The organism is Pseudomonas granadensis, from assembly GCF_900105485.1.
GTDB lineage: Bacteria > Pseudomonadota > Gammaproteobacteria > Pseudomonadales > Pseudomonadaceae > Aquipseudomonas > Aquipseudomonas granadensis.
The window spans coordinates 4,576,444-4,597,242 of the sequence record NZ_LT629778.1; the positions used below are offsets into that span (position 1 = coordinate 4,576,444).

Below are 20,799 nucleotides of genomic sequence, written 5' to 3' on the forward strand. Positions count from 1 at the left end.
ATTTTCGGGGCCGGAGGATAAGCGGTTGAAAATAAGAAGAAATATTTTGGATTTACGCTTGACGCTTTTCCATTTCAGGGGAATAATGCGCGCCACTTGGCTACATAGCTCAGTTGGTTAGAGCATAGCATTCATAATGCTGGGGTCCGGGGTTCAAGTCCCTGTGTAGCCACCAAGTACTAAAAACGGCTTACCGAAAGGTAGGCCGTTTTTTTATGGCTGAAATAAACCAGCCAGCTTGTGTCCTCACAGAGTTATGGGTTTCGATCGTGGCTCAGTAATGGCTAGCAATCGACGCTTGGCAAAAAGCAGCCAATCTGCCCGAATCGAAAGGGCTCGCAATAGTCGTGAAACATCGTTTTCCAATTTTCACTTCGCCCTTTCCCATATAGACAAATCCCCAATTCAAGATAGTGCTAATCTCACCAACCGGTTTAAATCCAATAAATACTGGCTTTTCCGCAGGATAATTTTAGATAACCAAAGCCGTTTTTTGAGATAGTTATTATCATGGCCGAATTCAACCATCACGATCTGGCGCTGCTCAATCCATCCTTTGACTCTGATTTGGTTGATGTCTTGAGTGAGCTGGAGCACTTGCGTCGCTTAAGGCTCGAAGGGGATACCCCGCCACAGGTGTTCTACCAGCTCAAATCGCTGTTCCACGCCTTGGAAAGCCTTGGCTCGGCGCGCATTGAGGGCAACCACACCACCCTCGCGGATTACATCGACAGCAAAGTAGAGGGTAAGGCCCGCGACACGGATCAGTTGCGGGAGGTCGCCAATATTGAGAAAGCGATGGATTACATCGAGCAAGTCATGGAGCCGGGCGCCGAGCTGACCGAACATACGATTCGAGAGCTGCATGCGATGACAGTCGACGACCTCCAGCGCGAAGGGGACAAAACACCAGGCGCGTATCGCAGTGGCGGCGTCAGTATTTCGCAATCCGATCACCTGCCACCCGACTTCATCCAGGTGCAGGCATATATGGAGGAACTCGTCGAATTCGTAAATCGAAAGGATTCTCCCAAATATGACCTCATGAAGGTCGCGCTAGCACATCACAGGTTTGGCTGGATACACCCGTTCGGCAACGGCAATGGCCGGGTGGTCAGGCTGCTCACTTACGCCTTGCTAATGAAGTACGGCTTTAACGTCAATGCAGGTGGTCGCGTACTGAATCCTACCGCTGTGTTTTGCAATGACCGTGAACGCTATTACACGATGCTTGCAGCAGCTGATAAAGGAACAAAGGAAGGGTTGGAGCAATGGTGTACCTACGTACTGGTCGGGATTCGTGACGAACTCGAAAAGGTCGACCGCCTTACAAATTATGCCTACCTCACCAAAGCGATCCTCGTCCCTGCCATTGCCTTCGCTCGGGAGCGAGAATGGATCACTGAAACAGAGGAGTTAGTGCTCTCCGCAGCCATTAAACACAAGGTAGTGAAATCGGCTGATGTGGCAGCAGTACTAACCAAACACTCGAGTAATCAGAGAACCTATCTGATCAAGAAATTGGTGGATCAGGGAATGCTGTTACCTCTGACCACCGGAGCGCGCCAGTACACGATCGGGTTTTCCAACAATTACCTGATTCGGGGAGTCATCAAATCACTCAGGGAGCAAGGCTTCATACCTGCCCCCTTGGAAACGCCTTGAACCTGTGAGCCGTCAGTCCATAGGATGGATCGGTGACCAACTGCTTTAGGCTGACAGTTCGCACATCGATACAGAAGTAAACGAAAAACCGCTGCTCAAAGCGCCGCTATTCAATAAAAGGTAGCGGCGCTTTTCTTATGCGAGCGGCGTTGGTGCATTCTTTGGTTGTTTGCTATTCCGCAGTAATCACCAGACAACCTTTCATCACACGGACTTTCACGTTCTCGTTCACCTCGAATCCTGCCTGTCTTAACCACAGTCCGCGTAGCCTGATCCAGGGCACCGGTTTGGCGGGGCTATGAGGTTTATCCTTTATGTAGACCGGGTAAAAATCAGCGGCGATTTTCAGCCGGCGTTCAGTGGGGGGTTGATGACGTATGATCGGCCTTAGCCATGGTTCAGCTCCTGTTTAGCTGCTTGTGGTTAGCGGGGCCAAAGTGTTGGTAGCACCTTGGTTCCGCGTTCTTTGAGTTACTTCAAAATTCTCTTTCTTCGTTGCTTGCCTTGCTCGTTGCTTGTGCGATCAGGGCATCGAGCATCTGTGCTACGACCTTCTGCTGGACTTTCGGCAGCTCATTGATGGACTGCAGCCGTCGATACCAGGTCGAGGTCAAGCTGCGTCTGGGCGTTTCCGTGTACGAGGGAACCCCGAGCAGCTCTTCAACAGGAATGCGAAGCGCAAATGCCATCTTCACCAGTGTCGTGACCGGCATGCTGCGCGTGCCCTCTTCGTAACCCTGAAAGGTCTGTCGAGAAAGACCTAAAGCCCGTGCCAACCGAGTCTGTGTGATCTCATGCACCATGCGTAAGTGAGCGATGCGACTGCCCATCGCCACCAGAAAAGCGCGGTCCTCCTCATTGGAAACACTCATGACAATCGCCGACTGGAAATGGAGTTGAATAACAACGGACTTGTCCCTCTACCTGAAATCCATCCTGGGGAAATTCAATAGAAACATCCTCAGGCAAGGGTGCGTAGGTTGTCGACCTGAAAAGTCTGTAGGAGAAATGAAGGGTAAATACCAACCCAGAGAGGAGTACTACACAAAACCTTTGATTTGACTGAGCCCGTTACGAGAGGCCCGAGTGCTTCCGAAACACTTTGACCAAGGATCAAATCCTCACCCGGTTTGCACCCCAACCGCCCGCTCGCTAAAGTCCCCCAACACTTCTATCCCACGGACGGAGAGCCCGCGTGTTTTCAACCCAGCCCTTGAGCCGCTTTCGCCTGCCAGTTTCGACGCTGCTTGTCAGCGCCCTGACCCTCACCGCGTGCAACGCTCCGCCCTCCTCGACGTTGCCGCTGGCACCGGAAGCCGCTTCCGGTTATCGCACCGATCTGCAAACCCGCCACGCCAACAAACACATGGCTGCTGCCGCCAATCCACTGGCCGCCGAGGCGGGTCGGGAGATGTTGCGTCAGGGTGGTTCGGCGATCGATGCGGCGATTGCGATGCAGGCGGTGCTGACGCTGGTCGAGCCGCAGTCGTCCGGGATTGGTGGTGGGGCGATGATCGTGTTGTGGGATGGCAAACAGGTGCGCACCTATGACGGGCGCGAGACGGCGCCGGCAGGCGCTACCGAGAAGCTGTTTCTGCAAGCGGACGGCAAACCGATGGCTTTCCCGCAGGCGCAGATTGGTGGCCGTTCGGTCGGTACACCGGGGGTGTTGCGTGCGCTGGAGTTGGCGCACAAACAACACGGGCGTCTGCCGTGGGCCAGGTTGTTCGAGCCGGCGATCCAACTGGCCGAACAGGGTTTCGCCATCTCCCCGCGCCTGTACTCGTTGCTTGCCGCCGATTCGGCGCTGCGCCAGTCGCCCGACATGGCCGCCTACTTTTTGAACAGCGATGGCAGCGTCAAAGCCGTCGGCACGCGCCTGCAGAATCCGGCCTTGGCCGCCGTGCTCAAGCGCATCGCCAGTGAAGGTGCAGACGCGTTTTACAAAGGTCCGATCGCTGAGGAAATCGTCGCCAAGGTCCAGCGTCACGCCAACCCCGGCAGCCTGTCGCTGACCGACCTGCAACGCTATCAGGCCAAGGAGCGTGCGCCGGTGTGCACGGACTACAAGCGCTGGCAGGTGTGCGGCATGCCGCCACCGTCGTCGGGCGGGATCGCCGTGGCGCAGATCCTCGGCACGTTGCAGGCCCTGGAAACCCGTGATCCGCGCCTTTCGCTGACACCGCTCAAACCGGTCAAGACCGACAAACCGGCCGGCATTGAACCGGACCCGCAAGCCGTGCACCTGATCGCCGAAGCCGAACGGCTCGCCTACGCCGACCGTGCGCAATATGTCGCGGACACCGACTTCGTGCCGGTGCCGGTCAAAGGTCTGGTCGACCAGGGTTATCTGGCCAGCCGCGCCAGCCTGATTGGCGAACGCAGCATGGGCACTGCCAAACCGGGCACACCGCCAGGCGTGCAGGTTGCCTACGCGCCGGACCGTTCGCCATTGCGTATTTCCACCTCACAAGTCGTGGCGGTGGATGACCTCGGCGGCGCGGTGTCGATGACCACCACTATCGAAGCCGCATTCGGCTCGCACCTGATGGTTCAGGGCTTTCTGCTCAATAACCAGATGACCGATTTCTCGTTCATCCCCGAAGAGAACGGTCAGAAAGTCGCCAACCGCGTCGAACCCGGCAAACGCCCGCGCTCGTCGATGGCGCCGACCCTGATCTTTGATCGCCAGAGCGGCGAATTCGTCGCCACGGTCGGCTCGCCCGGCGGCTCGCAAATCATTGAATACGTCGCTAAAACCACCATCGGCCTGCTCGACTGGGACCTCGACGCACAACGCGCGATCAGCCTGCCCAACTTCGGCAGCCGCAACGGCCCGACCGAACTGGAACAGGGCCAGTTCAGCCCGGCGCTGGTACAGGCGCTGAAAAACAAAGGGCATACGGTGAGCGAAATCGACATGACCAGCGGCACGCAAGCCATCGTGCGGGTCAAGGATGCGCGGGGAGAAGCGTCGTTGGAGGGTGGCGCGGATCCACGGCGTGAGGGGGAAGCGCTGGGGGATTGAGGCTAGGACGCAAAGAGAAAAGGCTTACCGGGCGGTAGGCTTTTTTTGTTGCCGATAGGTTCTGTTCATCTGCGCCCCGTCGCTTTTTCCTACCCCGAAAATTCTCTGCCTAGCTTAGATTCAATTCCGCGAAGATCGCACGAAAAATGGAGCAAAACGTTGAGTCCAAGCCCGATCCAAACCGATGAAGATTACAGAGTGGCACTGAAAAAGGTCTCTGCTCTATTCAACAATGAGCCAGAACCGGGCACCCCTGAGGGAGATTATTTCGACGAATTGATTACCCTCATCGAAGCCTATGAAGCCAAGCTCCATCAACGATTCGCCACTAAATGCGCCCCAAAAAACAAATAGCACCCACCCGCCAACCGATCCAGCCACTGGCGTGACCGCTCGTAAACACCGGCAACCCGGCGGCTGGCGAAGAACAATGCAACGCTGCAATACCAACTGAAGGACAATGTGGCCATGGTCAGCACGGCCAGCGCCAGCAAGAGCGGCGATACGTGAGCCGGCATGGCGGTGGCGAAGATGGTGGTGACGAACAGTGCCGATTTCGGGTTGGTCATATTGCCGAGCAAACCGCGAGCGTAAACGCTGAGATAGGTCTGGTGGGTTGCCGCGGGCTCACCGGGAGCAATCGCTGCCTTGCGCTTGAATTGCTTTAATCCCAGATAAATCAGGTAGCAACCGCCGGCGATCTTGAAGCCGAGATAAAGCGCCGGCGCAACGCTGAACAGTGTCTTGATTCCCAAGCCACCCGCGAGCCCCCAGAGCACCGTGCCGGTCGCCACGCCCAGCGCCGCCACCACACCATGCCGACGCGACTGACTCGCCGCCAACTGAGCGATGTTGAAAAAATTCGGGCCGGGCGTGACCACGGCAACCGTCCACAACAGCGCCAGCGACAACAGCGGGCCGAGATAACCGGCAGCGGAAAGGTCCATGATTCAGGCGCCTGAAATAAAGTGAGGCTTATACCTTGCTACATCCGCTGACGGTTATCCATCAACGCTGCTTAAACCTCTAGCGTCTTGCCATCCACCGCATCACCAATCTTCAAAAAATGCCCCCCGGCAACATGGTGCAGCGTGCGCAAACCGTCGTGCCCGTCGAAATGCCAGCGCCCGTCGCTGAACACGCGTTCATCGGCATGGGCGGCGATGACTTCGGCGAGGAACAGGTCGTATTGCTGGTGGTTGCGCGGTTCCGGCAGCAGGCGGCACTCGAGCCAGGCGACGCAGCCGTCGAGCAGCGGCGCTGCAACCTGCTCGCCAATGAAGGTCTGCAGACCATAGGCCTGAAATTTGTCCCGTCCCTGGTTCTGGGTAATTTCCAGCCCCGAGGTGTTGCCGACGGTTTGCACGATGTCGGCTTGATCGGCGCAAGGAACGTTGAGTACGAAGGTGCCCGAGGCTTCGAGCAGCTGTCGGGTCCAGGTGGACTTATCGAGCACCACGGCGACCTTCGGCGGTTCGAAATCCAGGGGCATGGCCCAGGCGGCGGCCATGATGTTGCGCTGCCCATCGTGGGCCGCGCTGACCAGCACGGTCGGGCCGTGATTGAGCAAGCGGTAGGCTTTGTTCAAGGGTACCGGGCGGCGGTGGGAATCGCTCATGGGGGTCTGCTCCGCGGGTAAAGGAGCCGATTGTAGCGCTGCTACTGGAGAATCACAGAACCTGTGACACCTCGGTGATCGTTCCCACGCTCTGCGTGGGAATGCATCCTGTGACGCTCTGCGTCACGCCGGCAAGGGAACGCGGAGCGTCCCGAGAGACGTTCCCACGCAGAGCGTGGGAACGCTCAGCAGGGTGTCAGTGAGACAGTTGATTGGCGAACTGACCCACCGCGTCTACCACTTTCTGTGCTCCGTCCTGGATTTCGACAATCACCGTCCCCGCCTCTGCCGCCAGCGCCAGGCCTTGCTCGGCCTGCAGCTTGCCGTCGGTCATCAGCGCCACCGCATTGCGGGCCATTTCCTGGTTCTGCCGGACCACGGTGACGATCTCGTCGGTGGCCTGGCTGGTGCGCGAAGCCAGCTGTCGCACTTCATCGGCGACTACAGCAAAGCCGCGACCCTGCTCGCCGGCACGGGCGGCTTCGATCGCGGCGTTGAGCGCCAGCAGGTTGGTCTGTTCGGCAATGCCGCTGATGGTTTTGACGATGGTGCCGATCACCAGTGACTGCTCGTTGAGCGCCTCGATGCCCTCCCCGGCGGCTTGCATGTGCCGCGACAAATCACGCATCACGTTGACCGCTTCGGTGACCACCGTCGTGCCACGTTGCGCGGTGCTGTCGGTTTGTTGCGAGGTGCTGTAGGCGATGCTGGCCGCGTCGGCAACAGCTTGTTCGCGGTTGACCTGATCGGTGATGACCGTGGCGAACTTCACCACTTTGTACAGTTTGTCGTTGGCATCGACCACCGGGTTGTAGGACGCTTCCAGCCAGACATCGCGGCCATGGCTGTCGATACGCTTGAAACGACCCGCGACGAACTCGCCATTGTTCAAGCGGCGCCAGAAATTCTGATACTCGCCGCTGTTGTATTCCTCCGGCGCGCAGAACGTGCGGTGATGTTTGCCCTTGATCTGCGCCAGGCTGTAACCCATGCCATTGAGGAAACGATCATTGGCGGTGAGTACGTTGCCATTGAGATCGAATTCGATCACAGCGGTAGAGCGCACCAGCGCGCCGATCAGGTTTTCATGCTCGCGGGAGGCTTCGATGGTGCGGGTCAGGTCGCTGGCGTAGAACGAAATATGTCTGATCCGGCCATCGGAAGCACGCACGGGCTGGACGATCGAGCGTAGCCACGCCTCTTCGCCATTGCCACGCACCAGGCGCACGGCACCGGCAAAATGCTCGCCACGGGTCATTGCGTTCTTGAAGCGCAGATGGAATTCGTTGGTTTTGACGTGGGCCGGGACGATGTCTTCAAGCGCCCGGCCGATCAGGTCCTGGCTTTTGTAAAACATCTCGCCAAGGAAGTTCTGGTTGACCGAACGAATCCGCCCGTCGGCCTCAAGCGTCAGCGCCAGCATCTCGCTTTCCAGGCTTTCCTTCACTTGCACAAGGCTGGAGAGTTCTTCACGGAGAGCGGCCAGCTCTTGCTTCAAGCGTTTATTGAACATGGGAAAGCACCAATGGCAGGGTTGAACGCGGCGTACAACCTAGCCATCGGCCTTGCAGAGCTTTTCTGAAGCGGCCGCGAGACCCGTCAGTCGAAAATAGTTCGGCGGTTTCTGCTCAGGCAGCGCCCGCGGCCTGACAGGGCCCTGTGCGAGGCATGCGAGCACCGAAATAAGCGGCCGTCAGCATGCCCACCATGCCCATCACTGCGCAGAACATTACGCAGATCCACGGGCTCCACGGCATCAATCCGATCAGCAACAGCGGCGTAACGCTCGCCCACGCGGCGTAGGCAATGTTGTAGGTAAAGGAAATGCCCGACACGCGAATACGCGCTGGAAACAGCCCGACCATCACCGAAGGCACCGCGCCGACGACTCCGCAACCGAGCCCGGCCACGGCATAAGCCAGGCCGACCCACTGCCCGCCTGCGATCAGGCAGGCATACAGCACGCCGATGCCCAGTGGCAGCAGCAGGCTGTAGAGCATGACCGTGCGCCACGCGCCGATGCGATCGACCAGCAGACCGGCGAGCACGCAACCGATGTTGAGGAAAACGATACCCAGCGCACTGAGGCCGAAGGTGTGGCTGGCGGTCATGCCAAACGTCTTTTGCATCATCGTCGGCGTGATGACCACAAACACCACCACCGCCGAGGTCAGCACGCAGGTCAGCAGCATCGCCGGCAACATCGCCAGTCGATGCTCGCGCAACACGGTGCGCAGCGGCAGTTCGACCCGCGCCTCGCGCTGCGCCTCCATCGCGATGAAAACCGGTGTTTCGCTCAGCCAGCGGCGCAGATAAACGCCAACCACCCCAAACACTCCGCCGAGCAGGAAGGGATAACGCCAGGCGTAATCGAGAATTTCCGCTGGAGTGAAGACCTGGGCGAGGAATGTCGCGGTCAGTGCACCGATCAGATAGCCGAAGGTCAGCCCGGCCTGCAAAAAGCCAAGGGCGTAACCGCGGTGACCGGACGGTGCGTGTTCGGCGACGAATACCCAGGCACTCGGCACTTCGCCCCCCACGGCTGCGCCCTGAAGGATGCGCAGCGCCAGCAACAGCAGCGGTGCGAAATAACCGATCTGTGCATAAGTCGGCATGATCCCGATCAGCAGGCACGGCAGCGCCATCATCAGGATGCTCAGGCTGAAGACCTTTTTGCGGCCCAAACGGTCGGCGAAATGCGCCATCAGGATGCCGCCCAGCGGCCGTGCGAGATAGCCGGTGACGAAGATGCCGAAGCTCTGCAGCAGGCGCAGCCACTCGGGCATTTCCGGCGGGAAGAACAGCTGACTGAGGGTCAGGGCAAAAAATACGAAAATGATGAAATCGTAGATTTCCAGCGCCCCGCCGAGGGCCGCAAGGCCAAGGGTCTTGTAGTCGGAGCGGCTGAACGGCGCAGGTCTGGCCGGGATTTGGGCAGTCATCGCAAAGAACTCTGGATCAGGCAAAAAACCAAGGCGCCCATGGTCTACGCAAATGGACGGGGGGACAACCCGTTAGACCATAGTCATGGTTTTGCAAAAGCTGATCACAAATGGGCGGCGCTTGATTTACTGTAAATGCCTGTCTGCAGGATGAACACCGCTGCCCTGCAGGAGTGAGCCTGCTCGCGATGGCGTGCGTCCAGTCACTGAATGTGTTGAATGTGATTGCGCTATCGCGAGCAGGCTCACTCCTGCAAGGGATTTGTGTTTCGCCTGCCAGACCAAAATAACCATAAAAATTCCGAGGTACTCCCCGTGGCCGTTGATATCGAAGATAGCCGCTCTGCGCGCTTTGCCCTGCGCTGTTCAAGTTTTGCCGAACGCTGGTTTCCCGATTCCTGGGTATTTGCCGCGTTGGCCGTCATCATCGTTGCCCTCGCCACTCTGGCCATGGGTGCCAAACCCACCGCGGCGGCAATGGCCTTCGGCGACGGTTTCTGGAGCCTGATTCCGTTCACCATGCAGATGGCCTTCGTGGTGATCGGCGGCTACGTGGTCGCCAGCTCGCCGCCTGCGGTCAAACTGATCGACAGACTGGCGCGGGTCCCGAAAAATGGCCGCTCCGCCGTGGCCTGGGTGGCGTTGATCTCGATGGTCGCGTCCTTGCTCAACTGGGGCCTGTCGCTGGTCTTCGGTGGTCTGCTGGTGCGCGCCCTCGCCCGCCGTACCGACCTGAAAATGGATTACCGCGCCGCCGGCGCCGCTGCGTATCTCGGCCTTGGCGCGGTGTGGGCGCTGGGTTTGTCGTCGTCCGCCGCGCAACTGCAGGCCAACCCTGCCAGCCTGCCGCCGTCGATCCTGTCGATCACCGGGGTGATTCCGTTCACCGAAACCATTTTCCTCTGGCAGTCGGGCGTAATGTTGCTGGCGCTGATCGTGATCTCGATCATCATCGCTTACGCCACCGCACCCGGCCCGAACTCGGCGCGCGACGCGAAGGCCTGCGGCATCGACCCGGCGTTCAACCTGCCACCGCTGCAACCGCGCACACGACCGGGCGAATGGCTGGAACACAGCCCGCTGTTGATCATCGTGCTGGTGCTGCTGGCGGTGGGATGGTTGTTCCATGAATTTTCCAGCAAACCGGCGATCACTGCGATTTCCGGGCTCAATACCTACAACTTCCTGTTCATCATGCTCGGCGCCCTGCTGCACTGGCGCCCGCGCAGCTTTCTCGATGCGGTGGCGCGCGCCGTGCCGACCACCACCGGCGTGCTGATCCAGTTTCCGCTGTACGGCTCGATCGCCGCGTTGATGACCACGGTCAAAGGCGCGGATGCGCAGACTCTGGCGCACCACATCTCGACGTTCTTCGTCAGCATCGCCTCGCACGACACCTATGCGCTGCTGATGGGCGTCTACTCGGCGATTCTTGGCTTTTTCATTCCGTCGGGCGGCGGCAAGTGGATCATCGAAGCGCCGTACGTGATGCAGGTCGCCAACGACTTGCAGTACCACCTCGGCTGGGCCGTGCAGATCTACAACGCCGCCGAAGCACTGCCGAACCTGATCAACCCGTTCTACATGCTGCCGCTGCTCGGCGTACTCGGCTTGAAGGCGCGGGATCTGATCGGCTTCTCGTTCGTGCAATTGCTGGTGCACACGCCGCTGGTGCTGGTGCTGCTGTGGGCGCTGGGGACGACGTTGGCGTATACGCCGCCGGTGATGCCGTAGCCATCAAGTAGCTGCCTGCTGCAACTGTGGGAGCCAGCCCGCTGGCGATAGCAAACTATCAGTCGACTTCAGTGTTGCCTGACATACCGCTATCGCCAGCAGGCTGGCCTCCCACATTTCTTGCGCTACTCGCTGAAAAAAATCGTACCGACCCGCTTTTTTGTGCCACACGGCTGATCCACTATGAAACGCCCCCGACACTTGCGGGGAACTCCACGCTGAAAAGGATCTGAGCATGTTCAAGTTCGCAGGACTTTCCCCCGCCGCACTGGCCCTCACCGCACTGACGCTGAGCGCCGCCGCCCACGCCGATGTCGACCTGAAACTGGGCAGCACCGAACGCGTCACCCGCCTCTTCGCTTATCCCAATAATTGTCACGTCATCTGTTACCGCAACTGGACGCTGGAGCAGACCGTTGCGCATTACCTGACCCAGAGCGTGCAGCGCGATGGCTATGCCGACGCCAAGGTGCTGGTGAAGACCGACAACGATCAGCTCTACGCCGAGATCACGGGTGTTGCGCAGGGTTACGACAAACCGCTGAGCGCACTGCTTGATGCGGGGGATCTGGCTTACAGCGGCGCCAGCAAGCTCAACGCCGATGGCAAATGGGCTTACAGCTGGTACCTGTTCCTGCCACTGGGCATGGCCCTGGAAAACCGCAAAAGTGTCGAGTTGCTGCACTTCCCTCCAGATTATTCGCTGACTCAGGCGCAGGATTACTTGCGCTCCAACACCACTGATCGCTGGGCGACGTTGCTCACTGACAATGGCATTCCCGCTGAGCAGACGCCGGCTTATCAGACCATCATTGACATCGCCCCGATTGCCGCGCCGTCCAATGCCGGTAGCGACCTGGAAGGCGTGTACGACTATTTCAAGGACTACCAGACCACGCTGGTCAAGCAGTTCAGCCAGACTGCCAGCGGCACGACGCTGCCGATGGTCGCGTTCGGTGCGCCGGTGCGTAACTGGATCAAACAGCAATACGGGCCGACCGTCGGCGTATTGGGCCTGGCGACCATCAGCCCGAGCGAGGGCGTGCAGGTGCCGGTGCTGGGGTCCAACCATCCGAGTTACATCTGGTACGCCGCCGATCCGAAAAGCTACACCGGCGACGATGCGCAGGCCAAGGCCGATGCTGCGGGCCTGAAAGTCATGGGTCAGGATTTGAGCGCCGCCTGCTGGCAGGCCGGCATGGGCAGCAAACCGGGCAGCAACGCGCAGACCACGCTGAACACTTGCACGCAAACCTGGCAGGTCACGCAGAAAGCCAAAACCTGCGAACTGTTCTACACCTCGATCCGTGATCTGACAGCGGAGCAGGCCGCAGCCAAGTGCGCTAGCACGCCGATCAAGGCGCAACTGCAACAGTTGAAAGCGCCCCTGCCGGCGACCGCCATTCCTGCTCCGCACCTGTAAACCTGACGACTCATCCCGTGTCAGCCCTGGCTGACGCGGGAATACGTCTATCACGCCTGTCACATCTGACAGTAGACCGGTTATACCTGTAACCACTAGATTGGATCCATGGCTGTAAACAAGGGCCGACAGGACGTCGTCCCGGCAACGTCGCATAGCCGTGCGACAAAGGAAGATCATGAATACCCACGCCGTGGCAGGCTCTGCCCCGCACGATACCGAAGGCATCTACCCTTTCTCCGGCCTGCCCGTGCGTCTTGGGTTTCCCTCCAGTGCCGACTTCGAAATCATTCACGATCCCTACGCCAATCCGGTGGCAATCGCCGCACGCCGGGATTTTCCCGGTACACACCGGATGTGCAGGGTTTCCGGGCAATTGCTGCCCTATCGCTGCCGACAGACCCGCCAATTGCTCAGCGGCATTCACCTGTACGACCCTCGCTTTTGCGGACTGCTCGAACATGCCTGCGACCCGAACACGTTTCTCGACATGACTGAGTTGTGGCTGTGGTCGCTCAAGGACATTCAGCGCGGCGAGCATCTGAGCATTGATTACGCCGCCACCGAAGACAAACTCTCGCGCCAGTTTGCCTGCGGTTGCGGCTCATCACGTTGTCGTGGCTGGATCACCGGTTACGATGAACCGCCAAGCCTGGAAGGCCTGCACTTTCTCCAGCGCTGGCGGCAATCGGGCCGACGCTAGGCGGCTTTACGCCGGGCCGATCGGGCGCAAGCGATACTGCGGCGGCAGTTGCTCGAAACCACTGATGGTGGTGTTGAGACTTTTCCAGCGGCCATCCTTGATGCCGTAGATGCAGCCGTGGATCGACAGGCTCTGGCCGCGATGCCAGGCGTTCTGGATGATGCTGGTGTGCGCGACGTTGGCCACTTGCTGGATCACGTTGAGTTCGCACATCCGGTCGACCTGCTCTTCTTCGGTTGGCAGCTTGGCCAGTTCTTCGCGCTTTTCGTAATACAGATCGCGGATCGAACGCAGCCAGCCATCGATCAGACCGAACTGGCGGTCCTGCATCGACGCGCGCACACCGCCGCAACCGTAGTGGCCGGTAACGAGGATGTGTTTGACCTTGAGCACGTCCACTGCGTACTGGATCACCGACAAACAGTTGAGGTCGGTGTGCAGCACCACGTTGGCGACGTTGCGGTGCACGAACAGATCGCCAGGCAACATGCCAACGATTTCGTTGGCTGGCACCCGTGCGTCGGAACAGCCGATCCACAGGTATTCGGGGGTCTGCTGGCGCGCCAGTTTGGCGAAGAAATCCGGGTCTTCCTTGGTGATCGCGTCAGCCCAACGCTCGTTGTTATCAATCAGGTCTTGTAAGTCGTGCATGGATAAGGCCTCAAGAAAGATGCGCTGGTTTGATAGACGACCGCCCGTCGGAGTCACGCCCGTTGAGCAAAGTGTTTTCGTTGGAATTCTCGTGCGCCTGATGAGTCCATTCCAAGTAAGGCCCACAGTATGAGGATTTGCCATGACTGATTCACGACGCCCCTACGATGCGGCGCAACCGGAGCCCATCGATGATAACGAAGACCGCATGGGTTCGGTGCATGAGCTGGATTTCGACGACGAAGAGCCCAGCGCGAAGATCGGTGATGAGATTCCTGAACGTGAACGCGAGCAGTTGATGCCACGCGAACGCGTGCGTGAGGCAGGTCTGACCGGCGGTTCGGTCGACGATCATCAGCCGACGGACGACGACTTGAGTCCGGAAACGCTGATTCGCGACGATGGCGCCCGCGATGCCGACGAGATTGGCGAAGGCAATCCGGCGGACTGGGATTTGAGCGAGGTCGGTGAAAATGACATCGGCGGCGGTGACGGACTGGACGAGGCTGAACTGGCGGATCTGGATCCGCTGGATGGCAAGCGCTGATCAGCGGCACCTGATAAATCGCTATCGCGAGCAGGCTCACTCCTACAGGGGAACGCATTCCAAATTGTAAGAGTGAGCCTGCTCGCGATGCTTTTAAGCTTCAGTCAACAAGGGTACAGGCCATCACCACCGCATCTTCGCGCCCACCCACCGCCGGATAATAATCCCGGCGCCGGCCAATCTCGTTGAAGCCATAACGCTCATACAACTTGAACGCCGCAGTATTGCTGTCGCGCACTTCAAGAAAGCACTCCCGAGCTTCAGCCTTGTAGGCAATCGACATCAGATGCTCCAGCAACGTCAGCCCCAGCCCACGTCCCTGGTTCTCAGGCTTGACGGTGATGTTGAGCAGGTGCGCCTCGTCGAGAATGATCTGCACCACACCATGCCCGACCTGCTGCTGCCCTTCGAACATCAGCCAGATCTGGTATTTGCCGAGACCGTCGAGAAAAATTCCCCGGGTCCACGGATGACTGTAAGCGGCGTACTCGATTTTCAGCACTGCCTCGAGATCCGCCTCGGTCATCGGGCGGAAGGTTACCGCGTCACTCATTCGATTCTTTCCAGCGCGCCATCAGCCGACGCATGGCTTGCCACACAGCGGCTTTGCGCTGCGGCTCTTCCATTAACAATTCCAGACCGGGAATCGCCCAGGCCGGGCCCAGACCTTCGATCTGCAATTCACGATTGAACGCCTCGGCGTCCGCTTCGCCGGCAAAACGCACGGCCGGCAAGCCGATCAGCCACAGGCAGGCGCAGGGTGCCGCTTCCATTTGTACCGAGAGGAAACCCTGGACGAAGTCCCGCGCCGCGTCCGGGCCTTGGTCCAGCGTGCCGCGATTTAGCCACGGCCAGCGCACCGGCTCACCGACGATTTGCGGCGCCTCCGGCAGACCCGCGGCGCGCAGCATGTCCTTGAGCAACAGATAAGCCGGGTCGCGGCTCTGGAACGCTTCGCCTGTGGGTAACTCGACCAGCAGCAGGCAGCGCCCGGCGCGCAGCAATTGCAGGGCAAAACGGGGTGGCGGCACCGGGGCGGGTTTGGCGACGACCGGCGTGGGGTCGGCCTCTTCCACCGGTTTGGCACCATTGCGGGTGCTGGCCAGCGAAGGCCGTGGCACCTCGATTTTCGGTCGTTCGCTAGGCCGCGCGACCGCCGGCTGCACCGGTGCCTGGGCCTGCGGCGCAGGCGCGACGGGCGCTTCAAGCTCAGGCTCGGGCATGTCCAGCAACTCGGGCCGGGACGGCGCGGCGAAGGGCAATTCGGTGCGCGGCAGCCAGTTGACCACCTGCATGGCGTTCAAATAGGCGCGGCGGCGGGACTCGATAAGCAAGGGTCGGCCACTTGTGGATAACGGAAAGTGCGCTGATTCTACCGCCCTTCGCTCAAGATCGCCTGCTGTTGATCGATGCACTTGATTGAAAAGAAACGCAGCAGTCCGTCCCGAGAGTGAATCGCATCGGCTTCGATGCAGTACAATCGCGGCTTTTAATCGCCAACCAGCCGGCCATTCCGATGATCGAACCCAAGCGCGTCTTGCGCGCCCTCGCTGAACACTGGGCACTTCTGGAGCCACTGTGCGAGCACTTCGACCAAGGCACCCTGAGCCTCAACGAACTGCGCACGCAACTGGCCGCCCAACAACTCGACAGCACGCCGCAGGACATCACCAGCCTGCTCGACGTGTGGATTCGCCTCGACATCCTGGTGCCCGTGGCGAAAAGCCCGAACCGTTTCGAGCTGAACGCGCAGATCCACGACTTCCTTGCCTACCTGCGCCGCGAACACCGGCTGGGCCTGTGCCTGGAAATCGAAGCCTACCTGCGTCACCTCGAACGGCTGGCCGGTTACATTCAGGACGCCTTCGAAGTACGCGACGGCAACGACCTCGCCCGCCAATTGCGCCTGCTCGACATGCGCGTGCGCGACGTGCTGAAGAAACTCGATAACGACGAACAGGCGCTGGTCGCCGTGGCCGAACGCGCCAAGACCAGCGACCGGCAGATTCCGTTGCGTCAGCGTTACGCCGAAGTACTGGCGACGTGGGACGAATACGTCGAGCCGATGATCGATCTGGTCAACGCCGACGGCGCCTTTGAACAAGGCGTGCGCAAGGTCGAAACGGTGTTGCTGAAAATGCTCAGCGAACAGCAGCGCCTGGGCCACCTGGTCGATGACGACATGCTCCTGCGCACCCACGCGCGCATTCTTGAAATGCAGACCAGCGCCCAGCTGACTCTGCGTCATGCCCGCGAACTGCTGCTGCCGTTGCGTGAAGAAGCGCGCCGGCACAACGCCGTGACCCGTGGTGCGGCACTGGCGCTGGCGGCGATCCGACGTAAAGGCATCGACGCCGTGCCGCAAGCGGCGATGCCATTGTTCACCCGCCCGCAAAGCACCTTTCTCGGCAGCGCCAGTCAGGTCGAAGCCTACGTCTATGCGTTGGCGCGTTTCGAGCCGAAACCGGCGCGCTTCCCCAAGGCGCACAAGACCCAGAAGGCTGGCGATGCGCCGCGTGCACCGCGCACCGTGCGCGAGATGGTCGACCGCTGCGAAGAAGCCCTGCCGATGCCGGATCTGATGACCTGGCTGCTGGAGCAGGAACCGGACGGCGCCACTGACGAATTGCTTTACTGGTTCTCGCGCCTGTCGCGGGAAAAACGCTTCAAGCGCGAGCGTCTGGAACGCCGCGAATACCACACTCACGAGCATCAGGTCAGCCTGCGCTCCTTCGCCCTGCTCTCGGCCAGCGACACCGCCGCCGAGGATTCTGCGAGCATCCCCCATGCATCTTGATCTTTCCGAACTGTCGCAACTGGCGCCGATCTTCCGCGAGTTGTTCAAGGGCTACCACGTCAGCCGCCGCGACCCGGAGCTGTACGCCCAGCTGTCGAACTTCCAGGACCAGTACCGCACGCTGTTCAAGGCGCTGGGCTTTGAACTGGTCTGCGACACCCGTGGCTTCTACTACTTCGTGCCGGACATGGCCGCCGCGGCGGTGAACAAGACCGCCCAGCGTCTGGCGTTGTTCACCTTCATCCTCGTTGAGCATCTGGCTGATCAGGGCCGCGACCCGATCGCCGTCCTCGACGGCGGCAGCCTCGGCCGTGAAGAACTGCCGTCGCTGCTGGACAAGTATCGCGACCTGTTCATCCAGGCCGAAGTGCAGACCGTTGAAGAACTCGAGGAAAAGATCATGCGCCGCATGACTCAACTGGGTTTCGCCGGCGAAGAAAACGGCGTGTACCGCTTCTTGCCGCCGATGCACCGTTTCCTCGATGTGTGCCTGTCGGTGCAGCAGGACCGCGACCTGGCGGCCAGCGTGCACAGCGTGCTGCCGCTGCCGGCACCGGTGCTGATCGACGAAGCGGCCGAAGCCAGATTCCTCGAAACCGACGACCCACTGGACCTCAGTGAGTTTGCCGAAGAAAGCGAAGAAGACGCACTGGCCCGCGCCATTGCCGAAGAACAGGAGTCCGACGCATGAGCCAGGAACGCTACGGCATCCGCCGCTTTGCCCTTTTGAACACCGCTGGATACAGCCTCGGCCTGTTCCCGCTGGAAGAACCGCTATCGGTTTACGGCGCGAACAACCTCGGCAAATCGGCATCGATCAACGCCTTGCAGTTCCCGATTCTGGCGCGCATGTCGGACATGAGTTTCGGCAAGTACAGCCTCGAGCAATCGCGGCGCTTTTACTTCGCCTCCGACACCAGCTACATCCTCGTCGAAGTTAACCTGCCTCACGGCCCGCACGTGATTGGTGTGGTCGGTCGTGGCCCGGGCGGTGGTTTCGGTCATCAGTTCTTCGCCTACGCCGGCAAACTCGACCTGGCCCATTATCAGAAAAACGAAACCTGCCTGCGCCAGAAAGAGCTGTTCAGCAACCTTGAGAAAGAAGGCCTGAAAGCCTACGAACTCAAGCCTGACGAACTGCGTCGTTTGCTGGTCGGCGGTCACACGTCGATCCCGCTCGACCTGACGCTGATTCCGCTGCGCTCGACCAGCGAGCAAAGCCTGAAAACCTTCCGTGCGCTGTTCATCAACCTGCTGCACATGCGCGAAATCACTGCGGCCAAGCTCAAGCAACTGTTCCTCGATGCCTTTGAGCACAGCCTGCGTTCCGGCAGCGTCGATTACATCGCCGCGTGCGAAGAAGCCTTCCGCGACGTACGACGTATGGAGCAGGATTACAACTCATTGGTTGCCGCCGGTCCGTTGGTCGAAGCGCTGGCTAACGGCGTGAAACAGCGCGATGTGCTGCGCGGCAAACTGCATCGCCTGTCGCCGCTGCTCGATTCGCTGCTCGGCACCTGGTCTGACTACGCCACCGCGCGCAAGGAAGAGCTGACGCTGCAAGCCGAGCACTACCGCCGCGAGCAGGACGATCTGCAAAACGATCAGCGCGGCGGCACTCAGGAACTGATGCGTCTGGAGCGGGAGATTTCCGGCATCCAGCGCTGGCTCGGCGAGCTGTCGGTGCTGAAAAACCGCTTCGCGCTGGTCGATGACGTCAAAGTGCTCGAGCAACAACTGCTCGCCGCCAAAGACGCGCACGACGAACTGGCCGGCGCGCTGGCGCAGTCGCGGCAGTTCAGCGCCGAAGATCTCGAAGAGCGTCTGCGCGATCTGGAAAAACGCCTGAAGTCGGTGAAGCAGCAACTCGATAACGCCGACAACAACAGCTACGCCCGTCTGCGCGAAGAGTTTTCGCAACAGGACGTCGAACGCCTGATGCGTCTGTTCAACAGCGCGCTGTTCAGCCTGCCGCTGGGCGAACACGGCATCACCCTCGACGAGAACGGCGAGTGGGTCAAATCGGTCGAGCTGATTCTTGATGGTTTCAAAGGCGAGCGCTTCGAAGTGCCGGGCCTGTCGATCGACATCTCGCACATAGAGCCGCCGGCCCTGCAAGCGCTGGCCGACCGCGCCGCGTTGCGCGATCAAAAAGAGCGTCTGGAAAAAGAACTCAAGCAACTGAAAACCCAACAAGCCGTGGCTGCTGACCGCGCCGCGAGCAAAACCCAGACCGAAGCGCTGTACCAGCAGGTACTGGATGCGCAGAAAGCGCTGGAAGATTTCCGCCGCACGCAAACCCTGAGCGCCGAAGAAGCCGACAAACTCGAGCAACTGGCGCAAATGGAAGCCGCACAGGACGAACTCAAGCGCTCCAGCGATGCTTTCACCGAGCGCGTCCAGCAACTGTCGGCCAAGCTGCAACTGGTCGGCCGGCAGATCGCCGACATGGAAGCCAAACAACGCACGCTCGACGACGCCCTGCGTCGCCGCCAGCTGCTGCCAACTGATCTGCCGTTCGGCACGCCGTTCATGGACCCGGTCGACGACTCGATGGACAACTTGCTGCCGCTGCTCAACGACTATCAGGACAGTTGGCAGGGCTTGCTGCGCGCCGACGGTCAGATCGAAGCGTTGTATGCGCAGGTGCGCCTCAAAGGCGTGGCCAAGTTCGACAGCGAAGACGACATGGAGCGCCGCCTGTCGCTGCTGATCAACGCTTACGCGCACCGCACCGATGAAGCACTGACGCTGGGCAAGGCGCGCCGCGCGGCGGTCACCGACATCGCACGCACCCTGCGCAACATCCGCAGCGACTACGACAGCCTTGAGCATCAACTGGCGCTGTTCAACCGCGAGATCAACAAGCGTCAGGTCTCCAACCTGCAAAGCTTCCGCATTGTCCTGGCACCGAACAAGGAAGCGCTCAAGCACATCGATCAGATCATCCACAGCGCCGGTCAGTACGAAGAAGGCGAAACCCTGTCGGTGTTCGATCTGAGCCAGAGCGCCGAGCAGGACAACAAGAACGAAGAGGCCAAGGAATATCTGGCGCGACTGGTGGCCGCCAACCACAACCAGCTCGGCCTCAAGGACTTGTTCGAACTAGCGTTCGAGATCACCAAGGTCAACGGCCAACCGGTGATCCACACCGACATCGATGGCGCGGCGTCCAACGGGACGACCATGACCATCAAGGCGCTGACCAACATGTATTTGTTGCTGCACTTGATGGACCGCGACCTGGCCGGCCGCGTGCGCCTGCCGTACTACCTCGACGAGGCGGCGGACATTGACGAGAAGAACCAGGCCGCATTGCTGGAAACCAGTCTGCAACTGGGCTTCGTGCCGATTCTGGCGAGTGTGAAGCCACAGGTCTGCGCCAGTGTTGCGATCGACCTTGAAGGCGGTAGCGGTCCGGCGGGGATCTACATCGATGAGGCGGACTGGAAATACATCCGTCGCCATGATGTGGTGAAGGCCACGTTGAACGTGCAAGCGGATGAGCCGGAGCTGGATGCAGTTTGATCGGCTTTGACTGAAAACGAAAATGGGCCGCGATCCGATGGGATCGCGGCCCTTTTTCATGGCTTGAGTTTTGTGCTGAATTGGCTGGCCCTATCGCGAGCAGGCTCACTCCTACAGTTGGAATGCGTTTCCCTGTAGGAGTGAGCCTGCTCGCGATGGCGCC

The 20,799-nt window shown here is 59.9% G+C and carries 18 protein-coding genes, 1 tRNA gene and 2 pseudogenes; 11 read left to right on the top strand and 10 right to left on the bottom strand.

Going from position 1 to position 20,799, the window contains the following annotated elements; all coding sequences use genetic code 11:
* The first annotated feature begins 98 nt into the window (after positions 1 to 98).
* Positions 99 to 175, top strand: a tRNA-Met gene (locus BLU52_RS20245).
* A gap of 335 nt (positions 176 to 510) precedes the next feature.
* On the top strand, positions 511 to 1,665 hold the full coding sequence (locus BLU52_RS20250; protein ID WP_090286259.1) for a Fic family protein: 1,155 nt from the start codon (positions 511 to 513) through the stop codon (positions 1,663 to 1,665).
* A gap of 172 nt (positions 1,666 to 1,837) precedes the next feature.
* On the opposite strand, the gene BLU52_RS27360 is transcribed toward BLU52_RS20250, so the two are convergent.
* Positions 1,838 to 1,948 carry a SymE family type I addiction module toxin gene (locus tag BLU52_RS27360; protein ID WP_157720713.1) on the bottom strand — a complete coding sequence of 37 codons (111 nt, stop codon included), beginning with the start codon at positions 1,946 to 1,948 and terminating at the stop codon, positions 1,838 to 1,840.
* A gap of 193 nt (positions 1,949 to 2,141) precedes the next feature.
* Complete coding sequence (locus BLU52_RS20260; RefSeq protein ID WP_090286263.1) at positions 2,142 to 2,537, bottom strand: helix-turn-helix domain-containing protein; 396 nt, start codon at positions 2,535 to 2,537, stop codon at positions 2,142 to 2,144.
* 323 nt (positions 2,538 to 2,860) lie between these two features.
* Between BLU52_RS20260 and ggt the strand changes: the two genes are divergently transcribed.
* Together ggt and BLU52_RS27050 are read left to right on the top strand one after the other, a co-directional pair.
* Complete coding sequence (gene ggt, locus BLU52_RS20265) at positions 2,861 to 4,693, top strand: gamma-glutamyltransferase (RefSeq protein WP_090286264.1); 1,833 nt, start codon at positions 2,861 to 2,863, stop codon at positions 4,691 to 4,693.
* 159 nt (positions 4,694 to 4,852) lie between these two features.
* A pseudogene (locus tag BLU52_RS27050) lies at positions 4,853 to 5,002 on the top strand (transcriptional regulator); the annotation flags it as partial.
* A gap of 5 nt (positions 5,003 to 5,007) precedes the next feature.
* Here the strand turns inward: BLU52_RS27050 and BLU52_RS20275 are convergent.
* From BLU52_RS20275 to BLU52_RS20290, 5 genes and pseudogenes are all read right to left on the bottom strand, one after another.
* A complete protein-coding gene (locus BLU52_RS20275; RefSeq protein WP_090286267.1) occupies positions 5,008 to 5,640 on the bottom strand; it encodes a LysE family translocator in 633 nt (210 codons plus the stop codon).
* A 71-nt stretch (positions 5,641 to 5,711) separates the two neighbouring features.
* Positions 5,712 to 6,311 carry a flavin reductase family protein gene (locus BLU52_RS20280; protein ID WP_090286269.1) on the bottom strand — a complete coding sequence of 200 codons (600 nt, stop codon included), beginning with the start codon at positions 6,309 to 6,311 and terminating at the stop codon, positions 5,712 to 5,714.
* A 196-nt stretch (positions 6,312 to 6,507) separates the two neighbouring features.
* Positions 6,508 to 7,116: a methyl-accepting chemotaxis protein gene (locus tag BLU52_RS27365; protein ID WP_408003570.1), complete on the bottom strand. Its 609-nt coding sequence runs from the start codon at positions 7,114 to 7,116 to the stop codon at positions 6,508 to 6,510.
* Positions 7,096 to 7,824, bottom strand: a pseudogene (locus tag BLU52_RS27370) (PAS domain-containing protein); the annotation flags it as partial. The pseudogene BLU52_RS27370 and the gene BLU52_RS27365, both read right to left, overlap by 21 nt.
* Positions 7,825 to 7,939: 115 nt before the next feature.
* Positions 7,940 to 9,253 carry an MFS transporter gene (locus BLU52_RS20290; protein ID WP_090286274.1) on the bottom strand — a complete coding sequence of 438 codons (1,314 nt, stop codon included), beginning with the start codon at positions 9,251 to 9,253 and terminating at the stop codon, positions 7,940 to 7,942.
* Between the two features lie 315 nt (positions 9,254 to 9,568).
* Between BLU52_RS20290 and BLU52_RS20295 the strand changes: the two genes are divergently transcribed.
* The 3 genes from BLU52_RS20295 (at position 9,569) to BLU52_RS20305 (ending at position 13,113) form a co-directional block, all read left to right on the top strand.
* Positions 9,569 to 10,987, top strand: coding sequence for a short-chain fatty acid transporter (locus BLU52_RS20295; protein ID WP_090286276.1), 1,419 nt, complete (start codon positions 9,569 to 9,571; stop codon positions 10,985 to 10,987).
* A gap of 235 nt (positions 10,988 to 11,222) precedes the next feature.
* Positions 11,223 to 12,410, top strand: a complete 1,188-nt coding sequence (locus BLU52_RS20300; RefSeq protein WP_090286278.1) for a hypothetical protein — start codon at positions 11,223 to 11,225, stop codon at positions 12,408 to 12,410.
* 178 nt (positions 12,411 to 12,588) lie between these two features.
* A complete protein-coding gene (locus BLU52_RS20305; RefSeq protein WP_090286280.1) occupies positions 12,589 to 13,113 on the top strand; it encodes an SET domain-containing protein in 525 nt (174 codons plus the stop codon).
* A gap of 6 nt (positions 13,114 to 13,119) precedes the next feature.
* On the opposite strand, the gene can is transcribed toward BLU52_RS20305, so the two are convergent.
* The gene (can, locus tag BLU52_RS20310; RefSeq protein ID WP_090286282.1) at positions 13,120 to 13,764 is read right to left on the bottom strand and encodes a carbonate dehydratase; all 645 of its coding nucleotides are present in this window, start codon (positions 13,762 to 13,764) and stop codon (positions 13,120 to 13,122) included.
* A 142-nt stretch (positions 13,765 to 13,906) separates the two neighbouring features.
* Between can and BLU52_RS20315 the strand changes: the two genes are divergently transcribed.
* Entirely contained in the window at positions 13,907 to 14,311 is a 405-nt protein-coding gene (locus tag BLU52_RS20315; protein ID WP_090286284.1) for a serine kinase/phosphatase, read from the top strand.
* Positions 14,312 to 14,411: 100 nt separating this feature from the next.
* Here BLU52_RS20315 and rimI read toward each other — a convergent pair whose 3' ends face one another.
* Positions 14,412 to 14,864 carry a ribosomal protein S18-alanine N-acetyltransferase gene (rimI, locus tag BLU52_RS20320; protein ID WP_090286286.1) on the bottom strand — a complete coding sequence of 151 codons (453 nt, stop codon included), beginning with the start codon at positions 14,862 to 14,864 and terminating at the stop codon, positions 14,412 to 14,414.
* Complete coding sequence (locus BLU52_RS20325) at positions 14,857 to 15,606, bottom strand: energy transducer TonB (protein WP_090286288.1); 750 nt, start codon at positions 15,604 to 15,606, stop codon at positions 14,857 to 14,859. Before BLU52_RS20325 ends, rimI begins: the two co-directional genes overlap by 8 nt.
* Positions 15,607 to 15,827: 221 nt before the next feature.
* Here BLU52_RS20325 and mksB point away from each other — a divergent pair, with 221 nt between their 5' ends.
* The 3 genes from mksB to mksF are packed head-to-tail and all read left to right on the top strand — an operon-like array spanning position 15,828 to position 20,636.
* A complete protein-coding gene (gene mksB / locus BLU52_RS20330) occupies positions 15,828 to 17,108 on the top strand; it encodes an Mks condensin complex protein MksB (protein ID WP_167359908.1) in 1,281 nt (426 codons plus the stop codon).
* Positions 17,098 to 17,799 carry an Mks condensin complex protein MksE gene (gene mksE / locus BLU52_RS20335; RefSeq protein ID WP_090286292.1) on the top strand — a complete coding sequence of 234 codons (702 nt, stop codon included), beginning with the start codon at positions 17,098 to 17,100 and terminating at the stop codon, positions 17,797 to 17,799. Before mksB ends, mksE begins: the two co-directional genes overlap by 11 nt.
* A complete protein-coding gene (gene mksF, locus BLU52_RS20340) occupies positions 17,796 to 20,636 on the top strand; it encodes an Mks condensin complex protein MksF (protein ID WP_090286293.1) in 2,841 nt (946 codons plus the stop codon). Before mksE ends, mksF begins: the two co-directional genes overlap by 4 nt.
* Positions 20,637 to 20,799: the final 163 nt, after the last annotated feature.